The sequence below is a fragment of the Bradyrhizobium sp. WSM1417 genome (assembly GCF_000515415.1).
In the GTDB taxonomy this organism is placed as follows: Bacteria; Pseudomonadota; Alphaproteobacteria; order Rhizobiales; family Xanthobacteraceae; genus Bradyrhizobium.
The window spans coordinates 3,253,010-3,273,015 of record NZ_KI911783.1 but is presented as its reverse complement, the minus strand read 5'-3'; the positions used below and the strand labels follow the sequence as shown (position 1 = coordinate 3,273,015).

The following is a 20,006-nucleotide window of genomic DNA, read 5'->3' as shown; positions in this document are numbered from 1 at the left end:
CCGCCCAGGCAGCCTTGTGTCAACTGGAGCCTGGATCCGTCATGCCCGATCACCCGTTCTCGCCGGCAATGCATCCGCAGCGCGCGGTGACGCGCTCTGGACTTGCTCCGCCAATGTCGATTTCGGCGCGGTGCGGGCGACGCCGGCCAGTGCCAGCTTGCGCCGCCGTCGCGCCTGCAACTGCTGATCGGCCAATACGCCGATGAGAATCACCGTGCCCATCACCGCGAAGTTCAGCGAGTTGGGAATGCCCAGGATGTTCACGAGGTTCTGCAACACCTGCAGCAGCGCCGTGCCCAGCACGATGCCGAGAATAGATCCCTCGCCGCCGCGCAAGCTGCACCCGCCCAGGACGGCGGCCGCGATCGCGTAGAGCTCGTAGAAATTGCCAAAGGAGCTCGGCGAGACCGAATTCGTGTAGAACACGAACAAGACCGTCGAAACTCCGGCGAGCCCGCCGCTGATGATATAGGCGGTTGCGATCACGAAGTTCGTGCTGATGCCCGAGAAGCGCGCGGCTTCCTCGTTCTTGCCGACGGCATAAAGCCAGCGCCCGTAGACCGAGCGGTGCAGCAGCACGCTGAGGATCAGCGCAAGGATGATCAGGAGGATGAAGGTGTTCGGGATTCCCGCTACATTGCCCGACGCGATGCTGCTCAGTGTCGCCGCCTCGTCGCCGTAACCGAAGCCGCGGGTCGAATCGCTCGTGTAGTAGCGGGCGGCGCCGCGATAGATCAGCAACCCACACAGCGTCACGATGAAGGGCTGCATTTTCAGCCGGGTGATCAGGAACCCCTGAATGCCCCCGAGCACCAGCCCGCCCAGCAGCACGGCCACGAGCGCCAGGGGCCACGGCACCTCGTAGGTCGTCAGAAGATCCACGAACACGACGCCGAGCAGCGCAAACATCGAGCCGAGCGACAGGTCGATGCCGCCGGTGATGATCACGAGCCCCTCGCCGAGCGCGAACACGCCGAACAGGCCGATCAGATTGGCCATGTTCAAGAGGTTCACCAGCGACAGGAAGGCGGGATTGATCGCGCCCGTGATGGCGGCGATCACCACCAGCAGCAATCCCAGACCGAGCTCTTTCCTGATCATGGCGCGGCCGCTTCCGCGGTTTCGAGCGCCTGGCCCATGGCCAGTCGCAATACGTTGTATTCGCTGAACTGCTCTCGCTCGAGCACGCCAGTGACGCTGCCTTCATGCATGACCGCCACGCGGTCGGAGACGCCGATGACTTCCTCCATGTCCGAGGAGATCATCACGATCGCGACGCCCTGGTCGGCAAGCTCGCGCATCAACGCGTAGATCTCGCCCTTGGCGCCGACGTCGATGCCGCGGGTCGGCTCGTCGAAGAACATCACGCGCGGCTGCATGGACAGCCATTTACCGAGCACGACCTTCTGCTGGTTGCCGCCGGAGAGCGTCACCACCTCCATGTCGATGCTTGGCGCCTTGATGGAGAGACGCCTGACCTGCTCTTTCGCGACCTTGCGCTCGGCTGCGCCGCTGACCAGCCACATCCGCGCATGATCCAACAGGCTCGCCAGCGTCATGTTCTCGCGGATCGGCAATTCCAGCACGAGCCCGGATTTCTTGCGATCCTCCGGCACCAGATAGATGCCTTGGCTGATCGCGTCGCGCGGCGATGCGACCGCGACCGGTGCGTTGTCGATCCTGATCTCGCCTCCCAGCAGCGGGTCAATGCCAAACGCTGCGCGGGCAAGAGAGGTGCGGCCGGCGCCGACGAGCCCCGCCAGGCCCAGGATCTCGCCATGCCGCACGGAAAGATCAACCTGCCGGTCGGGAAAGGCTGATGTCACGACGCCGACGATATCGCAGCCGCCCGGCTGCGGCGGGCGTTTCGGCGGGGTATGCAGCGCTTTCAGATCGCGGCCGATCATCAGCCGGATCATTGCGGCGTGGCTCAGCTGGTCCCGCGCCAACTCGCCAACAGTGCGCCCGTCGCGCAGCACCACGACGCGGTCAGCGCAGGTCATGATCTCGCCGAGCCGGTGAGAGATATAGATCACCGAAATGCCGTGCGCCTTCAGATCGGCAATCACTTCCAGCAGCCGTTCCGTCTCCGAAATCGTCAGGCTGGAGGTCGGTTCGTCCATGATGATCACGCGGGCGTCGATCGAGAGCGCCTTGGCGATCTCCACCATTTGACGCTCGGCGATGGACAGGTCTTCGACCAGCGTGTCCGGCGCGAAATCGGCACCCAGCCGCTCCAGAAGCGGCGTCACGCGGGCACGCATCTCGGCATTGTCCACCAGCTTCAGCGGCCCGCCCATCAGCTTCTCGCGCCCGATAAACACGTTGGCTGCGACGTCGAGATTTTCGAAAAGGTTCAGTTCCTGATGCACGAAGGCGATGCCAGCCTGCGTCGCCTCGGTCACCGTCACACGTGCGTGGTCGGTGCCGCCGATGCGGATCACGCCCTCGCTCGGCGCGACGACGCCGCCGAGCACGCGCATCAGCGTCGACTTGCCGGCGCCGTTCTCGCCGATCAGGCCCACGACCTCGCCGCGATCCACGCGCAAACTGACGTCATCGAGCGCCATGACCCCGGGATAGGATTTGCTGATCCCGGCGAGTTCGAACAGGATTTCCGCCATTCATTTCCTCCCGCACGACGCCCGGCGGACGTGCCGCCGGGCGCCTGAAGCTCACTTCTTGAGGAGGTTCTTCATGTCTGCGGTGAACGCCGCGACGTTGGACTTGCTGATCACCTTGGTCGGCACGATCAGCTTGCCGCCCGCCGGGATCCAGGACTTGTCGCCGTTCAGCGTCTTGATGATGTTGGTGGCGGAGAGATAGCCGAACTCGTAGGGCTGCTGCACCACGGTCGATTCGATCGTGCCGTCGGAAACGCCCCGCAGCGTGCGCTGGTCTTCGTCGAAGCCGACGATCTTCACCTTGCCGGCCTTGCCCGCCGCCTTGACCGCGTCATAGATCAGCGGTGTCTCGTAGCTCCAAAGCCCGGACAACAGTGCGATGTCGGGATATTTGACCAGCACGTTCTCCATGTTCGCCTTGGCCTTGGCGAAGTCCACCTGGTCGGTGAACACGTCGACCAGCTCGACCTTGGTGCCGGCGATCGCGTCCTTGATGCCCTGCACCCGCTCGCGGGCATTGTCCGCGTCCATCGTGCCGACGAACAGCGCGATCTTGCCGCCGTTCGGCAGCGCTTTCTTGATCTCTTCGCCGGCCTGCCGCCCGGCCGCGACGTTGTCGGTGCCGATATAAGCGAGACGATTGCTCTGCGGCGCGTCGCTGTCCGTCGTGATCAGCACGGTCTTGGCCGCAACCTTGTTGAGCTCCTCGGTTGCATGCGGCGCATCGTCGACCGAGATGGAGATGCCGGCGACGCCGCGCACCAGCAGGTCGTCCAGCTCGCGCCGCTGGCCCGCCGCGGTCGCTTCGTTCGTGACGATCAACTGGATGTCGTATTCCGGGTGCTCCTTCTGAGCCTTTTCGAGCCCACGGCCGGCGATCGTCCAGAAATCGGCCGCGGCATTGGTCACCAGCGCGATGGTTTTTTTCTGCTGGGCCTGCGCCGCCCCCGTAGCGACGGCGAGCGCAGCTGCGGTCGCAAACAGCGACACCATGAGTTTCTTCATCGATCCGTTCATGTACACCTCCCTTGGTCACCCCCGTTTGGGGGTTTCACAGCGCTTATGCGCCATCTTTTATTTACGTCGCGAACAAATGCCGCAGGGCAAACCAGCCGGATCAGGATGTACTTGCCCCTTCTTCAAGTCTAAATAGTACAGATGGTACGATAATAGTAAATATGGCTGCTGAAAACCGAATCCGATTGTGCTTTTCCGGTTACACCCGCATCTCGCCCCCTCCATTAAATTTACGTGGTGAATTAAAGAGGCAGCATGGTTGACCAAATTGAGCCGTCCAGACGCGTGTCGAACACGGCCCGCGAATCCAACCGCGGCCGTCTCGTCGACGTCTTGCGACGCCAGGGGCCGCTGCCACGCGTGGCGCTCGCCCGGAGCACGGGACTGAGCTTCCCCGCTGTTTCAGGCCTGACGTCGAGATTGATCGCGGAAGAGTTGCTCTGCGAGACCGAGACCGCGGCAAGCCCCTGGTCCGAGGATGGCGAGGAAGAGGATGCGGACGGGCTGAATGGCCGCCGCCGTGGCCGGCCGGCCGTGCTGCTGACCCTGAACCCGGAGTTCGGGCGCATCGTCGCGATCTCGGTCCGCATGAACCTGATCGAGACGCTGATCGCGGATTTCCGGGGCTCCGGCGTGGCGCAGTCGCGACTTGCACTGTCGACGCGCGCGCTCGATGCAGCCGCGCTGCGCGATCTCGTGATCGCGCAAATCAATGCGCTGCTCGATGCGACGGCGACGCCGCGCCATCGGCTGTTGGGAATCGGCATTGCGCTGCAAGGCATCGTGAACGTCGACACCGGCACGACGCTGTGGAGTCCCGCGTTGTCGATCACCGAAGTCGATCTGGCGACGCCGATACGTCAGGCGTTCGGGGTCGATGTCGTGATGGCGAACGACGCTGTCGCGGTCGCGCTCGCCCTCACGGCCGCCGAACCGGCATTGGCGCAAGGCCTCTCGGCCACGATCATGGTCGGTCACGGCATCGGGATGGGCGTCGTTGCCGATGGTGAAGCACGCTGGGGCGCTGGCAGCGAGATCGGCCACGTCAAGCTCGCGCCGGACGGCCCACAATGCCGCTGCGGCCAGCGCGGCTGTATCGAGGCTTACCTTGCCGATTATGCGCTCTACCGCGACGCCCGCACCTTTCTCGATCTGCCGCCGGCCGACTCGCAGCAACCGTCCGAGGGACAGATGGCCCTGCTGCGCGAGCGCGCACTGGGCGGCGATCCACGTCTCGAGCACCTATTCCTGCAGGCAGGTCGCGCGCTTGCGGAAGCGGTCGCCGCAACGATATCGGTGCTGCGCCCACATCATGTCATCCTGGCGGGTCCAGGCTTGATGGCCTTCGACATGATGCGCCACGCCTATGAGGAGCGGCTCGAGCAGGCGGTGTTGCCATGGCTGCTCAGGTCCACGGCGATCCATCTGCGTCCAAGCGAGTCGGCGGTCATTGTCGAGGGCATGGTGCGACGGACGCTGCGGGTCGTGGACCAAAACCACATGGAAGCGACCGAGTAAGCGCCGCGAGCAGCTTGCGCGCTGGCTGGGGCGGGAGGGATCGAACCTCCGAATGGCGGAATCAAAATCCGCTGCCTTACCGCTTGGCTACGCCCCATCAGGCCCTCGGGAACGGCGGCGACAGGAGCGTCCGCGGATTCCCTCGAGTGGTGCCGGTCTATAGGGAGAGACGCGGCATTTCAACCGCCCGGAGGGGCAAAATACCACGGGCGCCGGTGGCACCGCGCCATGCCTGATATGGGCGCTACGCCCCCCGCTCCCGACGGCAGCTCCGTCACCCCTCCCGACAGTTGAGACCTCCGCCGTTTCATGGGAATACGACGCCAAGACCTGTCTCTCCGGGAGTGAGCCATGACCTACCGCGCGCCGATCTCTGACATGCTGCTGTCGCTCAACCACGGCGCCGGCCTGAAGGCTGCCATGGAGGCCGGCCATTACGGCGATTTCGACGGCGATATCGTGAGCGCCGTGCTGGAGGAAGCCGGCAAGTTCGCAACCGACGTGCTGGCGCCGCTGAACAAGGTCGGCGACGAGCACGGCATCAAGCTCAGCGACGGCAAGGTCACGACCGCGCCGGGCTGGCCGGATGCCTACAAACGCTGGACCGAGGGCGGCTGGAACGCGGTCTCCGGCCCCGAGGACTTTGGCGGTCAGGGCCTGCCGCTCGCGATCAACGCGGCCTGCACCGAGATCTGGAGCGCCGCCAACGTCGCCTTCGGTCTCTGCCCCCTGCTGACGGCGTCGGCGATGGAGGCGCTGGACGCGCATGGCAGCGACGAGTTGAAGAAGATCTATCTCGAGAAGCTCGTCTCCGGCGAATGGACCGGCACGATGCAGCTGACCGAGCCGCAGGCCGGCTCCGATGTCGGCGCGCTGCGCACCCGCGCCGAGAAGCAGGCCGACGGCACCTATCGCATCAAGGGGACGAAGATCTTCATCACCTATGGCGAGCACGACATGACCGACAACATCGTGCATTTCGTGCTGGCGCGCCTGCCCGACGCGCCGGCCGGGACCAAGGGGATATCGCTGTTCCTGGTGCCGAAATTCATGGTGAACGAAGACGGCTCGCTCGGTGCGCGCAACGACATTTTTGCCTCTGGCGTCGAGCACAAGCTCGGCATGCATGCCTCCCCCACCTGCACCATGACCATGGGCGATCATGGCGGCGCGATCGGCTTCCTGGTCGGCGAAGAGAACCAGGGCATGCGCTGCATGTTCACGATGATGAACCAGGCCCGCCTCGGCGTCGGCCTCGAAGGCGTCGGTGTCGCCGACCGCGCCTATCAGCAGGCATTGTCGTACGCACAAGAGCGCAAGCAGGGCCGCGCCCTCGGCAACAAGGGTGACGGATCCGATGCGATCTTCGTGCATCCCGACGTCAAGCGCATGCTGATGCGGATGCGCGCGCAGACCGCGGCGGCGCGCACCATCTGCTATGCGACCGCGGTGGCGATCGACGTCTCGACGCGCGCCAGTGATCCGAAGGTCCGCGCCGACGCTGCCGCGCGCGCGGCGCTGCTGACGCCGATGGCCAAGGGCTATTCCACCGATATCGGCAACGAGGTCGCCTATCTCGGCGTGCAGGTGCATGGCGGCATGGGCTTCATCGAGGAAACCGGCGCGGCGCAGCACTATCGCGATGCCCGCATCACCGCGATCTACGAGGGCACCAACGGCATCCAGGCCATCGACCTCGTCACGCGAAAGCTCGCGGCCAACGGCGGCGCATCGGTGTGGGCGCTGCTCGACGAGCTCTCGGCCATTGTGAAGCAGGTCGAGGCCTCCAACGATCCCGCGTTCGGCACCACCGGCGTGAAATTGCGCGAGGCACTGGAGGCGCTGACGCGCACCAGCAAATGGCTGCTGGAGCGGGTTGCGTCCGCGCCGAACGAGGCGCTGGCCGGCGCGACGCCGTATCTGCAGCAGTTCGGCGCCACGCTCGGCGGCTGCATGCTGGCATCCGAAGCGCTCGCCGCGAAATCCGACGGCATCACGGACGCCGCGCGCTACGTCTCGCTGGCGCGTTTCTTCGCCGAGAACATCGCCGTGCAGGCCGGCGCGCTCGAGCGCACCGTGACGGAGAGCGCGGAGTCGGTGGCGGCGGCGGATGCGGTGCTGTTGGGGTGAGTGAGGCCTACCCTCCTCCTCACTGTCATTCCCCGCGAAGGCGGGGAATCCAGTACGCAGCGGCTTCTCGATAGACTACAGACGTCTCGGATTACTGGATCGCCCGGTCAAGTGTTTAGACCGGACAGATCACTGACAGGTGTTCGGAGACATAGCTGACACATCAAAATGGGCTGGTCTGGTCGATTCGGGAGGCCGTCCATGCCCTGGAACGAGGTGTCGGTGATGGATCAACGACGAGAGTTCGTGCGACTTGCCTTGCAGGAGGGAACGAACCGGCGAGAGCTGTGCCGGCGGTTCGGGATCAGTCCTGATGTGGGCTACAAATGGCTGAGGCGCTGGCAGGCTGGCGACCATGAACTGGCGGATCAGCCCCGTCGTCCGAAGCGGATGCCCAAACGCAGCGAGCCTGCTGTGGAGGCGCAGGTTTTGGCTGTGCGTGACCAGCATCCAGCCTGGGGGGCGCGCAAGATTGCCCATTGCCTAAAGCGCGAATGCCAGGCTGTGCCTGTGCCTTCGACGGTCCATCAGATCCTGTGCCGGAACGAGCGGATCAAGCCAAGTGAGAAGGCCCCGCCGAGCCCTCCAGGCCATCGCTTTGAGAAGGAGGCGCCCAATCAGCTGTGGCAGATGGACTTCAAGGGCCACATGCCCCTTGCCAACGGAACGCGTTGTCATCCGCTGACCATGGTCGACGATCACTCGCGCTATGCCGTGTGTCTGGAGGCATGCGCCAACGAGCAGCGTCCCGCCGTGCAGAAGCATCTGATCGATACCTTCCGCCGTTATGGCCTGCCGGAGGCCTTCTACATCGACAATGGCTCCCCTTGGGGTGATACGTCTGGCGTCCGCTGGACCGCGCTGAAGGTTTGGCTACTCAAGCTTGGCATTAGGGTGGTGCATGCCAGGCCGCGCCATCCCCAGGGCCGGGGCAAGAATGAACGCTTCCATCGCAGCCTGAACGCGGAAGTGTTTGCTCTGCGCGCGTTCCGCACTCTGGCGGAAGTCCAACACGCCCTCGATAGCTGGCGCATGCTCTACAATCTGGAACGGCCTCATGAAAGTCTCGGCATGGGGGTCCCCGCCGATCGCTACCGGCCAAGTTCTCGCGCCATGCCGGAACGAGTTCCGCAGGTCCAATACGATGCCGGAGAGATCGTTCGCACCGTCTCCTCGACTCGGAGTTACATCTCCTTCCAGGGGCAAATGTGGAAAGTCCCACAAGCCTTCTGCGGCGAGCGGCTCGCCATCCGACCGCTCGACCGCGACGGCCATTACGGAATCTTCTTCGCCAGTTGGCAGGTCGCATCAATCGACTTGACCAGTGGCCAACCTGTCAGTGATGTGTCCGAACAAGCGTCAGCTATGTCTCCGGTCTAAACATCAAGTCGGGCGATGACACCGAGTGTGTGGGACAAACTACGAAGCTGCGAGCTTCGTACGTCTCCCCGGCCGCCATAGCACAACGCCCGCCGCCACCAGATCGAGCACCACGCACATCGCAAACGCGCTCGTGTAATCGCCGGTTACGCTGCGCACGAGGCCGACGATACCGGGGCCGAAGGCGCTGACGATGCCGCTGATCGAGGTGCCCAGTCCCATCGCGGCGGCGAAGGCCCCAGCGCCGATCTCGCGCTGGATGATCAAGGGCGAGAACGTGATCATGTTGCCGATCGAGAAACCGTAGACGGCGCAGCACACGAGCAGCACGGTCGGGTTCGTGGTTTGCAGAAGCACGAACAGCGCCGCCGCCTGGCTCGTCATCGATGCCGCGCAGGCGAGCCGCGGATCGAGCCGGTCCACGAACAGGCCGAGCGACAGGCGCCCGACCACCGCCATCGCCGCCATGATGGTGACGGCAAGGCCCGCACTGGCGCGGCCGATCAGCGGTTCGAGGAACGTCACCTGGTGGATGATGAATCCCATCTGCGCCAGCAGCGCGATCGCGATCGGCAGCACCATGGTCCAGAACGCCGCGTTGGCGAGCAGCGTCTTGCGCGAGTGAACCGCAGGCACGGCGGTGCCGCCAGCGGATGAATTCTCGCCCGGCGTCGGCGACATTTCGGTCCGCCAGCCGGTGAAGATGACCACCACCGGCAGCACCAGCACCACCATCGCCAGCGTGGCCGCCAGCATCGCGGAACGGAAACCGATGCTGCCGCTCAGCGTCAGCAGCAGCGGCACGAGGACGATGCCGCCGCAGGTTGCGCCGTTGTAGGCGAGGCTGAGCGCGAGCCCGCGGCGCCGTTCGAACCAGGAGTTCAGCACGGTCGCGATCACCACCGTACCCATGCCGGTCCAGCCGACCGACATCAGCGCATAGGCGAGATAGAGCTGCCACGGCGTCTGCAGCACCGCCAGCAGCACCGTCGAAGCGCCGAGCGCCGACAGGCCGCACAGGATCAGCGACCGCAACCCGATGCGGGCGAGCAGATCGTCGGTGAAGATGACGAGCACGGCAGTCAGCAGAAAGGAGAAGGTGCTGGCCGCGGAAACCAGCGTGCCCGGCCAGCCATGGGCGCGCTGCAGTTCGGCGAGATAGACGCCCTGGCCGTACAGGCCGAAGCCGAACATGAAGAAAGCCATCAGGAAGCAGGCCAGCACGACGCGCCAGCCGCGGTAGTGCAGCGAGGATTCGTCAACACGCGTAGCGGCAATCATCAATCGGGCAATCGGCCAAATGGAACGGCGCGAGCCGATCGTGCACCACAACCAGGGGTTTTTCAAATGAAAAAGGGGGCTGATTGATGCAGCGCGCGGCACGGCGGGGAGCGTGATGCGCCCGTCTCACGCGAATTCGGTCTTCAAAAGGTCGAGCCAGCGCATTGGCACGCCTGCAAGATGATGTAGGCTGACGTTTCGCGAGTCCAGCCAATGTCAGTATCGCGGCGACCGCAGGGGCCCCTCATGCCGAATGGCAACATCATCGTCACCGAAGAGCGCGGAACGCGCGTGATCACCCTGCGTCGCCCGAGCAAGAAGAACGCGATCACGCAGGACATGTATCGGGAGATGAGCCGCGCGATCGACACCGCGCAGAACAATCCCGATATCCGCTGCATGATCATCACCGGCGGCTCCGGCGTGTTCACCGCCGGCGACGACATCGACGATTTCATGCACGCCGACACGTCGCGCCCCGAGACGTTGTCGGACGGCGCCAAGTTTCTCTATTCGCTCGCCCTCAACGCCAAGCCGGTGATCGCGGCCGTGGACGGCGCGTCGATCGGCATGGGCACCGTGATGCTGTTCCATTGCGACTATGTGCTGGCCTCGAACGCGGCGACCTTCTCCGCGCCCTACATCCATCTCGGGCTCGTGCCGGTCGGCGCGTCCAGCCTCTTGATGCCGAACACGATGGGCTACCAGCGCGCCTTCGCCATGCTGGTGATGGGACGGACTTTTACGGCCGCCGAAGCGCATGCCGCCGGCTTCGTCAACACCGTGGTCTCGCCGGGGCATACCGAGGTCGAGGCGCGCAAGGTGGCGCGCGATATCTGCAGGCTCCCCGCCGAAGCGGTCGCGACCTCGCGCAAGCTGCTGCGCGTGGCATCCGAGGAGCTCACCCGCCGCATCGATCAGGAGGCCCATTTGTTCGGTGAGCGGCTGAAGTCGGAAGAAGCCACCGCCGCCTTCAACGCGTTTGCGAACAGGAAGAAGAAAAAATAGGCTGTTTTTCCCTCGCCCCTTGCAGGAGAATTCACATTTGAATTTGCGGAGACAACCCCTCGTCCGGCGCTTCGCGCCACCTTCTCCCGCAAGGGGAGAAGGAAGAAAGCTTCGTGAAATCTTCGTGCGGAACGACTAGTCTGGTTCCATGCGACATGTTCTCCGCCTGACCGTCTTCTCGCTCGCGCTCGCCGGCCTGCCCGCGTCCGCCCAAACCGCAGCGCCCGTTGAGCTGCGCATCCTCGCGATCAACGATTTCCACGGCAATCTGCGCCCGCCGCCGGGCGGCATCCGGATCAGTGATCCCGAGGACAAGTCCAGGAAGGTGATGGTGGCCGCCGGGGGTGCCGAATACATGGCGACGCTGGTGAAGCAGCTGCGCGAGGGCCACAAGAACACGATCTTCGTCGCCGCCGGCGACCTGATCGGCGCGAGCCCGTTCCTGTCGGCAATGTTCCACGACGAGGCTTCGATCGAGTCGCTCTCGATGATGGGGCTCGCGATCAGTTCGGTCGGCAATCACGAATTCGACGAGGGCAAGACCGAGCTGTTGCGGATGCAGAACGGGGGCTGTCATCCGGTCGACGGCTGTCAGGGGCCGCACCCCTTCACGGGCGCGAAATTCCACTACCTCGCAGCATCTACCATCGAGACCGCGACGGGCAGGAGCGTGCTGCCGCCTTACGAGATCAGGGAATTCGAGGGCATCCCCATCGCCTTCATCGGGCTGACCTTGAAGGAGACCGCGGGCATCGTCTCGCCATCGGGCGTCACGGGCCTCGAATTCCGCGACGAAGCCGAGACGGTGAACGCGCTGGTGCCGCAGCTGAAGGCGCGCGGGGTCGAGGCGATCGTGGTGCTGATCCACCAGGGCGGCGAGCCGGCCGGCGACTACAATGAATGCCCTGCCATCACCGGGCCGATCGTCGACATCGTGAAAAAATTCGATCGCGCCGTCGACGTCGTGGTCAGCGGCCACACTCATCGTGCTTATGTCTGCGATATCGACGGGCGGCTCGTCACCAGCGGCGACAAATACGGTACGCTGGTCACCGCGATCGATCTCAAGCTCGATCCTGTAACCCGCGACGTCGCCAGCGCCAAGGCCGAGAATGTCCTCGTCGCCAATGCTTCGCTGCCCAGGGATCCCGAGCAGACCGCATTGATCGATGCCTACGACAGGCTCTCGGCGCCGATCGCCAATCGCCTGGCTGGATCGGTGACGCAGACGCTGTCACGCGTGCCGAACGAGGCCGGCGAAAGCGCCCTCGGCGACGTCATTGCGGACGCGCAGCTCGCCGCGACCCGGGACGCCAGGGACGGCGGTGCCGTCATCGCGCTCACCAATCCAGGTGGCATCCGCACCGACATCGTTCCAAAGGAGAACGGCGCGATCACCTTCGGCGACGTTTTCGCCAGCCAGCCTTTTCGCAACCGGCTCGTCACCATGACGCTCACGGGCAACCAGCTCAAGGACATGCTGGAGCAGCAATGGCTCGATCCGAAGCGGCCGCGGATTCTCCAGGTCTCGAACGGGTTCAGTTACGCCTGGGATGCGGCGAAGCCGTACGGCGAGCGCGTGATCAACGAGAAGATGACGCTCAACGGCAGACCGATCGAAGCCGGAAGCGGCTACCGCGTCACCCTCAACGATTACCTCGCAGTCGGGGGCGACGGCTTCACGGTCATCAAACAGGGCACGGGGCTGCAATATGGCGGCTACGACGCCGACGCGCTGTTCGCGTTCTTCAGGGCGCACGGGCCGATCGGGCCGCTGCCGCTGAGCCGCATTCTGCGCGTGAATTGATCCGGATCAAACGGACCGGTCCGGGACCACCCTTTGCCATTCCCGGGGGAACGCATAGATTGGGTTTTGCATTTGCGTTTTGGCGCCGGATACGCCAAGCGACGTCGAGAGCCCGCATCCCATGAGGCCGACTGATGAGTACGCTTCTCCTCTCCCACAAGGCCTGCCTCGACCACGTCACGCCGCCGGGACACCCTGAAAGGCCGGACCGCCTGCGCGCAGTGGAGGAAGCGCTGTCGCATGAGCGCTTCCAGTTCCTGGTGCGCGACCAGGCACCGGAGGGGGATCTCGACCTCGTCACGCTCTGCCACAACGAGCACTACGTCACGGAGCTGCGCCACATCGCGCCGACCAGCGGCCTGGTCTATATCGATGGCGACACCTCGATGTCGCCGGGCACGTGGGAAGCGGTGATGCGCGGCGTCGGCGGCGCGGTCGCTGCGACCGAAGCGGTGATGACGGGTGAGCATCGCAACGCCTTCGTCGCGGTGCGCCCGCCCGGCCACCACGCCGAGATCGGCAAGCCGATGGGCTTTTGCTTCTTCGACAACGTCGCCATCGCCGCGCGCCACGCGCAGCGCAAATACGGCATCAAGCGCGCGGCCATCGTCGATTTCGACGTGCATCACGGCAACGGCACGCAGGACATCTTCTGGTCGGACCCGACCGTGATGTACTGCTCGACACACCAGATGCCGCTGTTTCCGGGCACCGGTGCCAAGACCGAGCGCGGCGACCACGACACCATCGTCAACGCGCCGCTCGCCTCCGAGGACGGCGGGCCGGAATTCCGCATCGCGTTCGAGAATTTGATCCTGCCGCAGCTCGAAAAATTCAGCCCGGAGCTGCTCGTCATCTCTGCCGGCTTCGACGCGCATTATCGCGATCCGCTGGCGTCCCTGAATTTGCGCGCGGAGGATTATGCCTGGGTCACGCGCAAGCTGATGGACCTCGCCGACAAGACCGCCGGGGGGCGCGTTGTTTCTGTGCTCGAAGGCGGCTACGACCTGCAAGGACTGAAAGAATCTGTTACGGCGCATGTCGGCGCCCTGATGGGCGCCTGACACGCCCGCCACATTGCGCCCGCAAAACTTTGCTTTCTCCGACGTGAAGCGAATCGGGCAATCGGAAACTTATATGGCCGAAAATACCCAAATCGACGTCTCCAGGCTGACCTTCGAACGCGCCATCGAGGAGCTCGAAACCATCGTGAAGCGGCTCGAGGACGGCAAGGTGCCGCTCGAGGAATCCGTGACGATCTACGAGCGTGGCGAGGCCCTGAAGCGCCGCTGCGAGGAGTTGCTGCGCCAGGCCGAGGCGCGCGTCGACAAGATCACCACCGATGCCAGCGGCCAGGCCACCGGCACCGCGCCGCTCGACGTCCAGTAAGGGCCGCCTTCAAAGCCGCCCATCCATGCATCGGCCACCCGCAATTTTTCATGATCGCACGTCCCTGTCGGGCCGCTGCGGCTGCTTTGATCCAGGGAACCCGGGCCCGGGAGATCATGGAATTCCCTCACGAGGGCCCCATCGTCTCCTGACTCCCGTCTAAAACAGCTTCTCACACTCCAAAACCTGCCGAGGAACCGAGCAAGCTTGGAACTCTTGAACTGGCGCTGGGATTAACCACTTTGGCCCGGGGGTTGCAGGTGCATGCCCCGTAATTGGCCCAGCGGGTTGGCTTTGGCCCAAGCTTTGGTGTAAAGCTGCGCGGAGTGTGGCTTTTTGTAAGCCTTGCGTGGGCACTTATTACCGACAGCAAGCGCTTCAAACTGCTGATGAATTGGCTGGGATGGACGAAGCCGATCTAAGTGACAGGGATCACAGAGACTGAACCGGAGAGCACTTAAGCTCACCTAAGCTTGAAGACGGGGCTTTGCCCCATGCAGGTGGCTCCGACGGTTTAAGGACTCGCGCTGCGCCGATATTGAGCAAACCCATCGCGCACCGGAACGATCTTCCGGCGCTGACAAATTGGAAATCGCCGTGAACGCATACAGTAAAACGCCGCTTCTCGACACCATCCGGACGCCTGACGACCTGCGCAAGCTCAAGATCGAGCAGGTTCGCCAGGTCGCCGACGAGCTGCGTCAGGAGACCATCGATGCCGTCTCGGTGACCGGCGGTCATTTCGGCGCAGGCCTCGGCGTGGTCGAGCTCACCACTGCGATCCATTACGTCTTCGATACCCCGCGCGACCGGCTGATCTGGGACGTCGGCCACCAGGCCTATCCGCACAAGATCCTCACCGGCCGGCGCGATCGCATCCGCACGCTGCGCACCGGCGGCGGCCTGTCCGGCTTCACCAAGCGCAGCGAGAGCGATTACGATCCGTTCGGCGCCGCGCATTCCTCGACCTCGATCTCCGCCGGCCTCGGCATGGCGGTCGCGCGCGACCTCTCCGGCGGCAAGAACAACGTTATCGCCGTCATCGGTGACGGCGCGATGTCGGCGGGCATGGCCTATGAGGCCATGAACAATGCAGGTGCGATGAACTCGCGCCTGATCGTCATCCTCAACGACAACGACATGTCGATCGCACCGCCGGTCGGCGCGATGAGCGCCTACCTGTCGCGGCTCTACTCGGGCAAGACCTACCGCACGCTGCGCGATGCGGCCAAGCAGATCAACAAGCGCTTGCCGAAGATCATCGCCAGCCGCGCCAACCGCGTCGAGGAATATTCCCGCGGCTTCATGATGGATGGCGGCACGCTGTTCGAGGAACTCGGCTTCTATTACGTCGGCCCGATCGACGGCCATAACCTCGACCATCTCCTGCCCGTGCTGAAGAACGTGCGCGACATGGAGACCGGCCCGATCCTGGTTCACGTCGTGACGCAGAAGGGCAAGGGCTACGGCCCGGCGGAAGCTTCCGCCGACAAGTACCACGCGGTGGTCAAGTTCGACGTCGCGACCGGCACCCAGGCCAAGTCCAAGCCGAATGCGCCGGCCTATCAGAACGTGTTCGGCCAGAGCCTCGTCAAGGAAGCGGAGAAGGACGACAAGATCGTCGCCATCACCGCGGCGATGCCATCGGGCACCGGCGTCGACATCTTCAACAAGGCGTTCCCGGACCGCACCTTCGACGTCGGCATCGCCGAGCAGCACGCCGTGACGTTCGCCGCCGGTCTCGCCACCGAAGGCTACAAGCCGTTCTGCGCGATCTACTCGACCTTCCTGCAGCGCGGCTACGACCAGATCGTGCATGACGTCGCGATCCAGAGCCTGCCCGTGCGCTTCGCCATTGACCGCGCCGGCCTCGTCGGCGCCGATGGCGCCACCCATGCCGGCTCGTTCGACAACGCCTATCTCGGCTGTCTGCCGAACATGGTGATCATGGCCGCCGCCGACGAAGCCGAGCTGGTGCACATGGTCGCGACCCAGGTCGCGATCAACGATCGTCCGAGCTCGCTGCGCTATCCGCGCGGCGAAGGCCGCGGCATCGAGATGCCCGAAGTCGGCATTCCGCTCGAGATCGGCAAGGGCCGCATCGTCCGCCAGGGCAGCAAGATCGCCCTGCTCTCCTTCGGCACGCGCCTCGCCGAATGCGAGAAGGCCGCCGACGAGCTCGCAGCCCACGGCCTTTCGACCACGATCGCGGATGCGCGCTTCATGAAGCCGCTGGACACCGAGCTCGTGCTCAAGCTCGCGCGCGACCACGAGATCCTGATCACGATCGAGGAAGGCTCGGTCGGCGGTTTCGGCTCGCATGTTGCGCAGTACCTGAGCGATCAGGGCGCGCTCGACAGCGGCCTGGTGCGGTTCCGCACCATGGTGCTGCCCGACGTGTTCCAGGACCACGATACCCCGGCGGCGATGTACGGTCGTGCCGGTCTCGACGCCAAGGGCATCGTCGCCAAGGTGTTCGAGGCGCTCGGCAAGGACGTCAAGGCCGAAACGGTCAAGCTCGCGTAACAGCGAGCTTCGACCTTCCGCGAAGCAGCTCGATGAAAATCTATCTGGCAGGCCCCGACGTGTTCCTGCCAGATGCGGTCGAGATCGGCCGGCAGAAGGCCGCGATCTGTGCTGCGCACGGCCTCACCGGCCTCTATCCCCTCGACAACGAGATCGACCTCGCCGCTCCCGATGCCTCGCGGCAGATCTTTTGCGGCAACGAGGCGATGATGGACGCGGCCGATGCGATCATTGCCAACCTCACGCCGTTCCGGGGCGCTGGCGCCGATCCCGGCACCGTCTACGAGCTCGGCTACATGGCCGGCCGCCGCAAGTTCTGCCTCGCCTATTCCAATGACGGCGCTGCCTATGCCGATCGTGTCGGTCGCTTCATGGACGTGACGTCCGAGGACGGACGGCTGGTCGACGCGCAGGGGCTGACGGTCGAGGATTTTGGCCTCGTCGACAATCTCATGATGGTCCATGCGCTGGAGCTGCATGGTTGCCCGCTGGTGACGCCGGCGCAGATGCCGATCGACGTCTGGCACGATCTGGCCGCCTTCGAGGCTTGCGTCCGGATGGCGGCCGCGCGATTGATCGCTACATAAGCGCCTCAGGTGTCTTCGGAGAGATGATGTCCCCTGCCCGCAAGCGCGCGGATGTTCTGCTGGTCGAGCGCGGCCTGTTCGAGAGCCGGGCGCGGGCGCGCGCGGCGATCGAGGCCGGGCTCGTCACCGCCGACGACAAGCAGGTCGCAAAGCCGTCGGAGACCATCGCCGAGGACGCCGTGATCCAGGCCGAGCCCGCGCACCCCTACGTCTCCCGCGGCGGCGTCAAGCTCGCCGGCGCGCTGGAGCGCTACCCGATCGAGATCGAGGACCATGTCTGCCTCGACGTCGGCGCGTCCACCGGCGGATTCACCGAGGTGCTGCTGGCCAACGGCGCCAGTCTCGTCTTTGCCGTCGATGTCGGCACCAGTCAGCTGCATCCCTCGCTGCGCGGTCACTCCAAGATCGTGTCGATGGAAGAGACCGACATCCGCGCCTATGACGGCAAGCGTTTGCCGGCGCGGCCCGATGTCGTCGTGATCGACGTCAGCTTCATCTCGCTCAAGACGGTGCTGCCCGTGGCCCTGTCGCTGGCGGCCGCGCCGATGAGCCTGCTGGCGCTGATCAAGCCGCAATTCGAGGCGGACCGGAAGCACAACAAGAAGGGCATCGTCCGCGACGCCGCCGTGCACCGCGATATCTGCGACGACATCGCCGCCTTTGCGGCCTCGCTCGGCTGCACCGATATCGAGGTGTTCCCGTCGGCGATCACCGGCGGCGACGGCAATATCGAATTCTTCCTGGGCGCGCGCCGTGGTTGAGCGCATGACGATCGATCACGTCGGCCATCGCGGCGACGGCGTCTCGCTCGACGCCGGCGATCCCGTCTATGTGCCCTACACGCTCGGCGGCGAGACCGTCGAGGTCGATCATGTCGTCGGCAATCATCCCGACCGCCGCAAGCTGCTGGCGGTGGATGTCGCCAGCCCCGAGCGCGTCGCGCCGTTCTGTCCGCATTTCGGCGTCTGTGGCGGCTGCGCGATCCAGCACTGGGCGGCTGAACCGTATCACGCCTGGAAGCGCGGCATCGTGGTCGAGACCCTGGCCCAGGCCGGCATCGACTGCGAGGTGGCGCCACTGGTCGATGCCCACGGTGCGGGACGCAGGCGCATCACGCTGCACGGCCGGTTCGGCACCCATGACATCCTCAAGGTCGGCTTCTCGGCTGCCAGCGCGCACGACGTCATCCCGATCGATCGCTGCCCGATCCTGGATCCCGGGCTCGAGGGTGCACTCGATGCCGGCTGGGCGCTCGCCGAGCTGCTGACGTCCAAAATGCCGGTGACGAAACCGCTGGACATCCAGGTCACCGCGACCGCCAACGGTCTCGACATTGACGTGCGCGGCTCCGGCCCGCTGCCTACGCCGCTCGTGACGGCGCTCTCGCGCGTCGCCGAGCAGCACCGCCTGGCGCGGCTGACACGGCACGGCGAACTGGTGCTGCAACGCCTGCCGCCGACCGTGCAGATGGGCCGCGCCGAGGTGACGCTGCCGCCGGGCTCGTTCCTGCAGGCGACCGTGGCCGGCGAAGAGACGCTTGCGTCGCTCGTCGCGGAGCGCATCGGCAAGGCGAAGAACGTTCTCGATCTCTTCTGCGGCGTCGGCCCGTTTGCGTTGCGGGTCGCCGAGAAGGCCCGCGTCACCGCCCATGACAACGACGCCGGCGCCATTGCAGCGCTCGAAAAAGCCGCGCGCACGCCGGGGCTCAAGCCGCTCAAGGCCGAGCCGCGCGATCTGTTCCGCCGTCCCCTGGTGGCGCCGGAGCTGCGCGATTTCGACGCCGTCGTGTTCGACCCGCCGCGCCAGGGCGCGCAGGCGCAGGCCTTGAAGCTCGCCGTGAGCAAGGTGCCTGTGGTGGTCGCGGTCTCCTGCAACGTCGCGACATTTGCCCGCGACGCGCGGCTGCTGATCGATGGCGGCTACAAGATCGATGTGGTCGTGCCGGTGGATCAGTTCCGCCACACGCCGCATGTCGAGCTCGTTGCGAAGTTCACGCGCTAGTTAGCGCCGAAGGCCACTCAACGCCGGCGACTCGCCGGGCAGCATGTTCGATCTGAGATCGCTATCCATGCGGCCCGAGTCCTGCTGGGTGAAGCCGGCGCCGAACGACAGGCTGAGGTTGGAGGTCGGCTTGAACTCGACACCCGCGAATGCACCATAGCCGGGCGCAGCGCTGGAGGTGAGCGGCGCAAGCGAGCTGCCGATGCCGTTGCCGTATTTCAGGGTGTCGAAACCGGCAAAGAACGTGAGGGGCATCCCGCCCGCGGTCTTGATGTTGTAGCCGAACTGCGTGCTGTCGTAGGAGAGCGCGCTGAAATTGCCGCTCAGTCCGGCCGAGCTGAGACCGCTCCAATTGAGATTGCCATGCTGGCTGCCGACAAAGAAGCCGTTCGCAAAATTGCTGCGGCCGCTTGCGTCGCCGCCATTGAAGCTGGGGAAATTGCCGTAGCTGTCGGCGCTCTGGCCGGCAACGCCGCCGAAGCCGAAAGGTCCGCCGGGGATCCAATATTGCAGGGGTGCGCCTTGCGCATGAGCCGGCGCTTCCCCGAGGCAGAGCAGGGCAAGAAAAACCGCGAGACCGCAAGAGCGTGTAAGCCTGGACATCCTAATAACCGTCGAAAAGCCTGCGAGTTATACCCACCAGACATCATGAATGCCAGTATAGCGACACCAGTCTTCCCTTGAGTTCCGGGATCACGTTTTCCTGCCAGTTTGAACTTCCCGCATGCCGGATTGACC

General features: G+C 64.8%; 16 protein-coding genes and 1 tRNA gene. 11 read left to right on the top strand and 6 right to left on the bottom strand.

Annotation, left to right across the window (positions count from 1 at the left end; all coding sequences use genetic code 11):
- Positions 1-39: 39 nt before the first annotated feature.
- The 3 genes from BRA1417_RS0115815 to BRA1417_RS0115805 are packed head-to-tail and all read right to left on the bottom strand — an operon-like array spanning position 40 to position 3,641.
- On the bottom strand, positions 40-1,101 hold the full coding sequence (locus BRA1417_RS0115815) for an ABC transporter permease (RefSeq protein WP_027516577.1): 1,062 nt from the start codon (positions 1,099-1,101) through the stop codon (positions 40-42).
- Positions 1,098-2,624 (bottom strand): sugar ABC transporter ATP-binding protein, encoded by a 1,527-nt coding sequence (locus BRA1417_RS0115810; protein WP_027516576.1) that lies wholly within the window; start codon positions 2,622-2,624, stop codon positions 1,098-1,100. The genes BRA1417_RS0115815 and BRA1417_RS0115810 overlap by 4 nt, the downstream gene beginning before the upstream one ends.
- A gap of 51 nt (positions 2,625-2,675) precedes the next feature.
- Positions 2,676-3,641, bottom strand: coding sequence for a sugar-binding protein (locus BRA1417_RS0115805; RefSeq protein ID WP_084462488.1), 966 nt, complete (start codon positions 3,639-3,641; stop codon positions 2,676-2,678).
- Between the two features lie 255 nt (positions 3,642-3,896).
- Here BRA1417_RS0115805 and BRA1417_RS0115800 point away from each other — a divergent pair, with 255 nt between their 5' ends.
- A complete protein-coding gene (locus BRA1417_RS0115800) occupies positions 3,897-5,159 on the top strand; it encodes an ROK family protein (RefSeq protein ID WP_027516574.1) in 1,263 nt (420 codons plus the stop codon).
- A gap of 22 nt (positions 5,160-5,181) precedes the next feature.
- On the opposite strand, the gene BRA1417_RS0115795 is transcribed toward BRA1417_RS0115800, so the two are convergent.
- A tRNA-Gln gene (locus tag BRA1417_RS0115795) sits at positions 5,182-5,256 on the bottom strand.
- 254 nt (positions 5,257-5,510) lie between these two features.
- Between BRA1417_RS0115795 and BRA1417_RS0115790 the strand changes: the two genes are divergently transcribed.
- On the top strand, positions 5,511-7,289 hold the full coding sequence (locus BRA1417_RS0115790; RefSeq protein ID WP_027516573.1) for an acyl-CoA dehydrogenase: 1,779 nt from the start codon (positions 5,511-5,513) through the stop codon (positions 7,287-7,289).
- A gap of 201 nt (positions 7,290-7,490) precedes the next feature.
- Complete coding sequence (locus BRA1417_RS0115785; protein ID WP_035968316.1) at positions 7,491-8,669, top strand: IS481 family transposase; 1,179 nt, start codon at positions 7,491-7,493, stop codon at positions 8,667-8,669.
- A gap of 39 nt (positions 8,670-8,708) precedes the next feature.
- Here BRA1417_RS0115785 and BRA1417_RS0115780 read toward each other — a convergent pair whose 3' ends face one another.
- On the bottom strand, positions 8,709-9,950 hold the full coding sequence (locus tag BRA1417_RS0115780; protein WP_027516572.1) for an MFS transporter: 1,242 nt from the start codon (positions 9,948-9,950) through the stop codon (positions 8,709-8,711).
- A gap of 246 nt (positions 9,951-10,196) precedes the next feature.
- On the opposite strand from BRA1417_RS0115780, the gene BRA1417_RS0115775 reads away from it, so the two are divergent.
- The 8 genes from BRA1417_RS0115775 (at position 10,197) to BRA1417_RS0115740 (ending at position 19,268) form a co-directional block, all read left to right on the top strand.
- Positions 10,197-10,958 carry an enoyl-CoA hydratase-related protein gene (locus BRA1417_RS0115775; RefSeq protein WP_027516571.1) on the top strand — a complete coding sequence of 254 codons (762 nt, stop codon included), beginning with the start codon at positions 10,197-10,199 and terminating at the stop codon, positions 10,956-10,958.
- A 148-nt stretch (positions 10,959-11,106) separates the two neighbouring features.
- The gene (locus tag BRA1417_RS0115770) at positions 11,107-12,765 is read left to right on the top strand and encodes a bifunctional UDP-sugar hydrolase/5'-nucleotidase (RefSeq protein WP_027516570.1); all 1,659 of its coding nucleotides are present in this window, start codon (positions 11,107-11,109) and stop codon (positions 12,763-12,765) included.
- Positions 12,766-12,899: 134 nt separating this feature from the next.
- The gene (locus BRA1417_RS0115765; RefSeq protein WP_027516569.1) at positions 12,900-13,829 is read left to right on the top strand and encodes a histone deacetylase family protein; all 930 of its coding nucleotides are present in this window, start codon (positions 12,900-12,902) and stop codon (positions 13,827-13,829) included.
- A gap of 73 nt (positions 13,830-13,902) precedes the next feature.
- Complete coding sequence (locus BRA1417_RS0115760) at positions 13,903-14,154, top strand: exodeoxyribonuclease VII small subunit (protein WP_027516568.1); 252 nt, start codon at positions 13,903-13,905, stop codon at positions 14,152-14,154.
- Positions 14,155-14,751: 597 nt separating this feature from the next.
- Complete coding sequence (dxs, locus tag BRA1417_RS0115755; protein WP_027516567.1) at positions 14,752-16,680, top strand: 1-deoxy-D-xylulose-5-phosphate synthase; 1,929 nt, start codon at positions 14,752-14,754, stop codon at positions 16,678-16,680.
- Between the two features lie 32 nt (positions 16,681-16,712).
- Positions 16,713-17,267: a nucleoside 2-deoxyribosyltransferase gene (locus BRA1417_RS0115750; RefSeq protein ID WP_027516566.1), complete on the top strand. Its 555-nt coding sequence runs from the start codon at positions 16,713-16,715 to the stop codon at positions 17,265-17,267.
- A 26-nt stretch (positions 17,268-17,293) separates the two neighbouring features.
- The gene (locus BRA1417_RS0115745) at positions 17,294-18,028 is read left to right on the top strand and encodes a TlyA family RNA methyltransferase (RefSeq protein ID WP_027516565.1); all 735 of its coding nucleotides are present in this window, start codon (positions 17,294-17,296) and stop codon (positions 18,026-18,028) included.
- Positions 18,021-19,268, top strand: coding sequence for a class I SAM-dependent RNA methyltransferase (locus tag BRA1417_RS0115740; protein ID WP_027516564.1), 1,248 nt, complete (start codon positions 18,021-18,023; stop codon positions 19,266-19,268). Before BRA1417_RS0115745 ends, BRA1417_RS0115740 begins: the two co-directional genes overlap by 8 nt.
- Here the strand turns inward: BRA1417_RS0115740 and BRA1417_RS0115735 are convergent, their stop codons facing one another.
- The gene (locus tag BRA1417_RS0115735) at positions 19,269-19,871 is read right to left on the bottom strand and encodes a hypothetical protein (RefSeq protein ID WP_027516563.1); all 603 of its coding nucleotides are present in this window, start codon (positions 19,869-19,871) and stop codon (positions 19,269-19,271) included. It lies immediately after the preceding gene.
- Between the last annotated feature and the right edge of the window lie 135 nt (positions 19,872-20,006).

What these genes read in the sequence shown, in the direction of transcription:
- BRA1417_RS0115765 (WP_027516569.1), top strand. Translation starts at nt 12,900, where the DNA reads ATGAGTACGCTTCTCCTCTCCCACAAGGCCTGCCTCGACCACGTCACG.
- BRA1417_RS0115760 (WP_027516568.1), top strand. Translation starts at nt 13,903, where the DNA reads ATGGCCGAAAATACCCAAATCGACGTCTCCAGGCTGACCTTCGAACGC.
- BRA1417_RS0115770 (WP_027516570.1), top strand. Translation starts at nt 11,107, where the DNA reads ATGCGACATGTTCTCCGCCTGACCGTCTTCTCGCTCGCGCTCGCCGGC.
- BRA1417_RS0115745 (WP_027516565.1), top strand. Translation starts at nt 17,294, where the DNA reads ATGTCCCCTGCCCGCAAGCGCGCGGATGTTCTGCTGGTCGAGCGCGGC.
- BRA1417_RS0115785 (WP_035968316.1), top strand. Translation starts at nt 7,491, where the DNA reads ATGCCCTGGAACGAGGTGTCGGTGATGGATCAACGACGAGAGTTCGTG.
- BRA1417_RS0115790 (WP_027516573.1), top strand. Translation starts at nt 5,511, where the DNA reads ATGACCTACCGCGCGCCGATCTCTGACATGCTGCTGTCGCTCAACCAC.
- BRA1417_RS0115805 (WP_084462488.1), bottom strand. Translation starts at nt 3,641, where the DNA reads ATGAACGGATCGATGAAGAAACTCATGGTGTCGCTGTTTGCGACCGCA.
- BRA1417_RS0115775 (WP_027516571.1), top strand. Translation starts at nt 10,197, where the DNA reads ATGCCGAATGGCAACATCATCGTCACCGAAGAGCGCGGAACGCGCGTG.
- BRA1417_RS0115815 (WP_027516577.1), bottom strand. Translation starts at nt 1,101, where the DNA reads ATGATCAGGAAAGAGCTCGGTCTGGGATTGCTGCTGGTGGTGATCGCC.
- BRA1417_RS0115780 (WP_027516572.1), bottom strand. Translation starts at nt 9,950, where the DNA reads ATGATTGCCGCTACGCGTGTTGACGAATCCTCGCTGCACTACCGCGGC.
- BRA1417_RS0115810 (WP_027516576.1), bottom strand. Translation starts at nt 2,624, where the DNA reads ATGGCGGAAATCCTGTTCGAACTCGCCGGGATCAGCAAATCCTATCCC.
- BRA1417_RS0115750 (WP_027516566.1), top strand. Translation starts at nt 16,713, where the DNA reads ATGAAAATCTATCTGGCAGGCCCCGACGTGTTCCTGCCAGATGCGGTC.
- BRA1417_RS0115735 (WP_027516563.1), bottom strand. Translation starts at nt 19,871, where the DNA reads ATGTCCAGGCTTACACGCTCTTGCGGTCTCGCGGTTTTTCTTGCCCTG.
- BRA1417_RS0115800 (WP_027516574.1), top strand. Translation starts at nt 3,897, where the DNA reads ATGGTTGACCAAATTGAGCCGTCCAGACGCGTGTCGAACACGGCCCGC.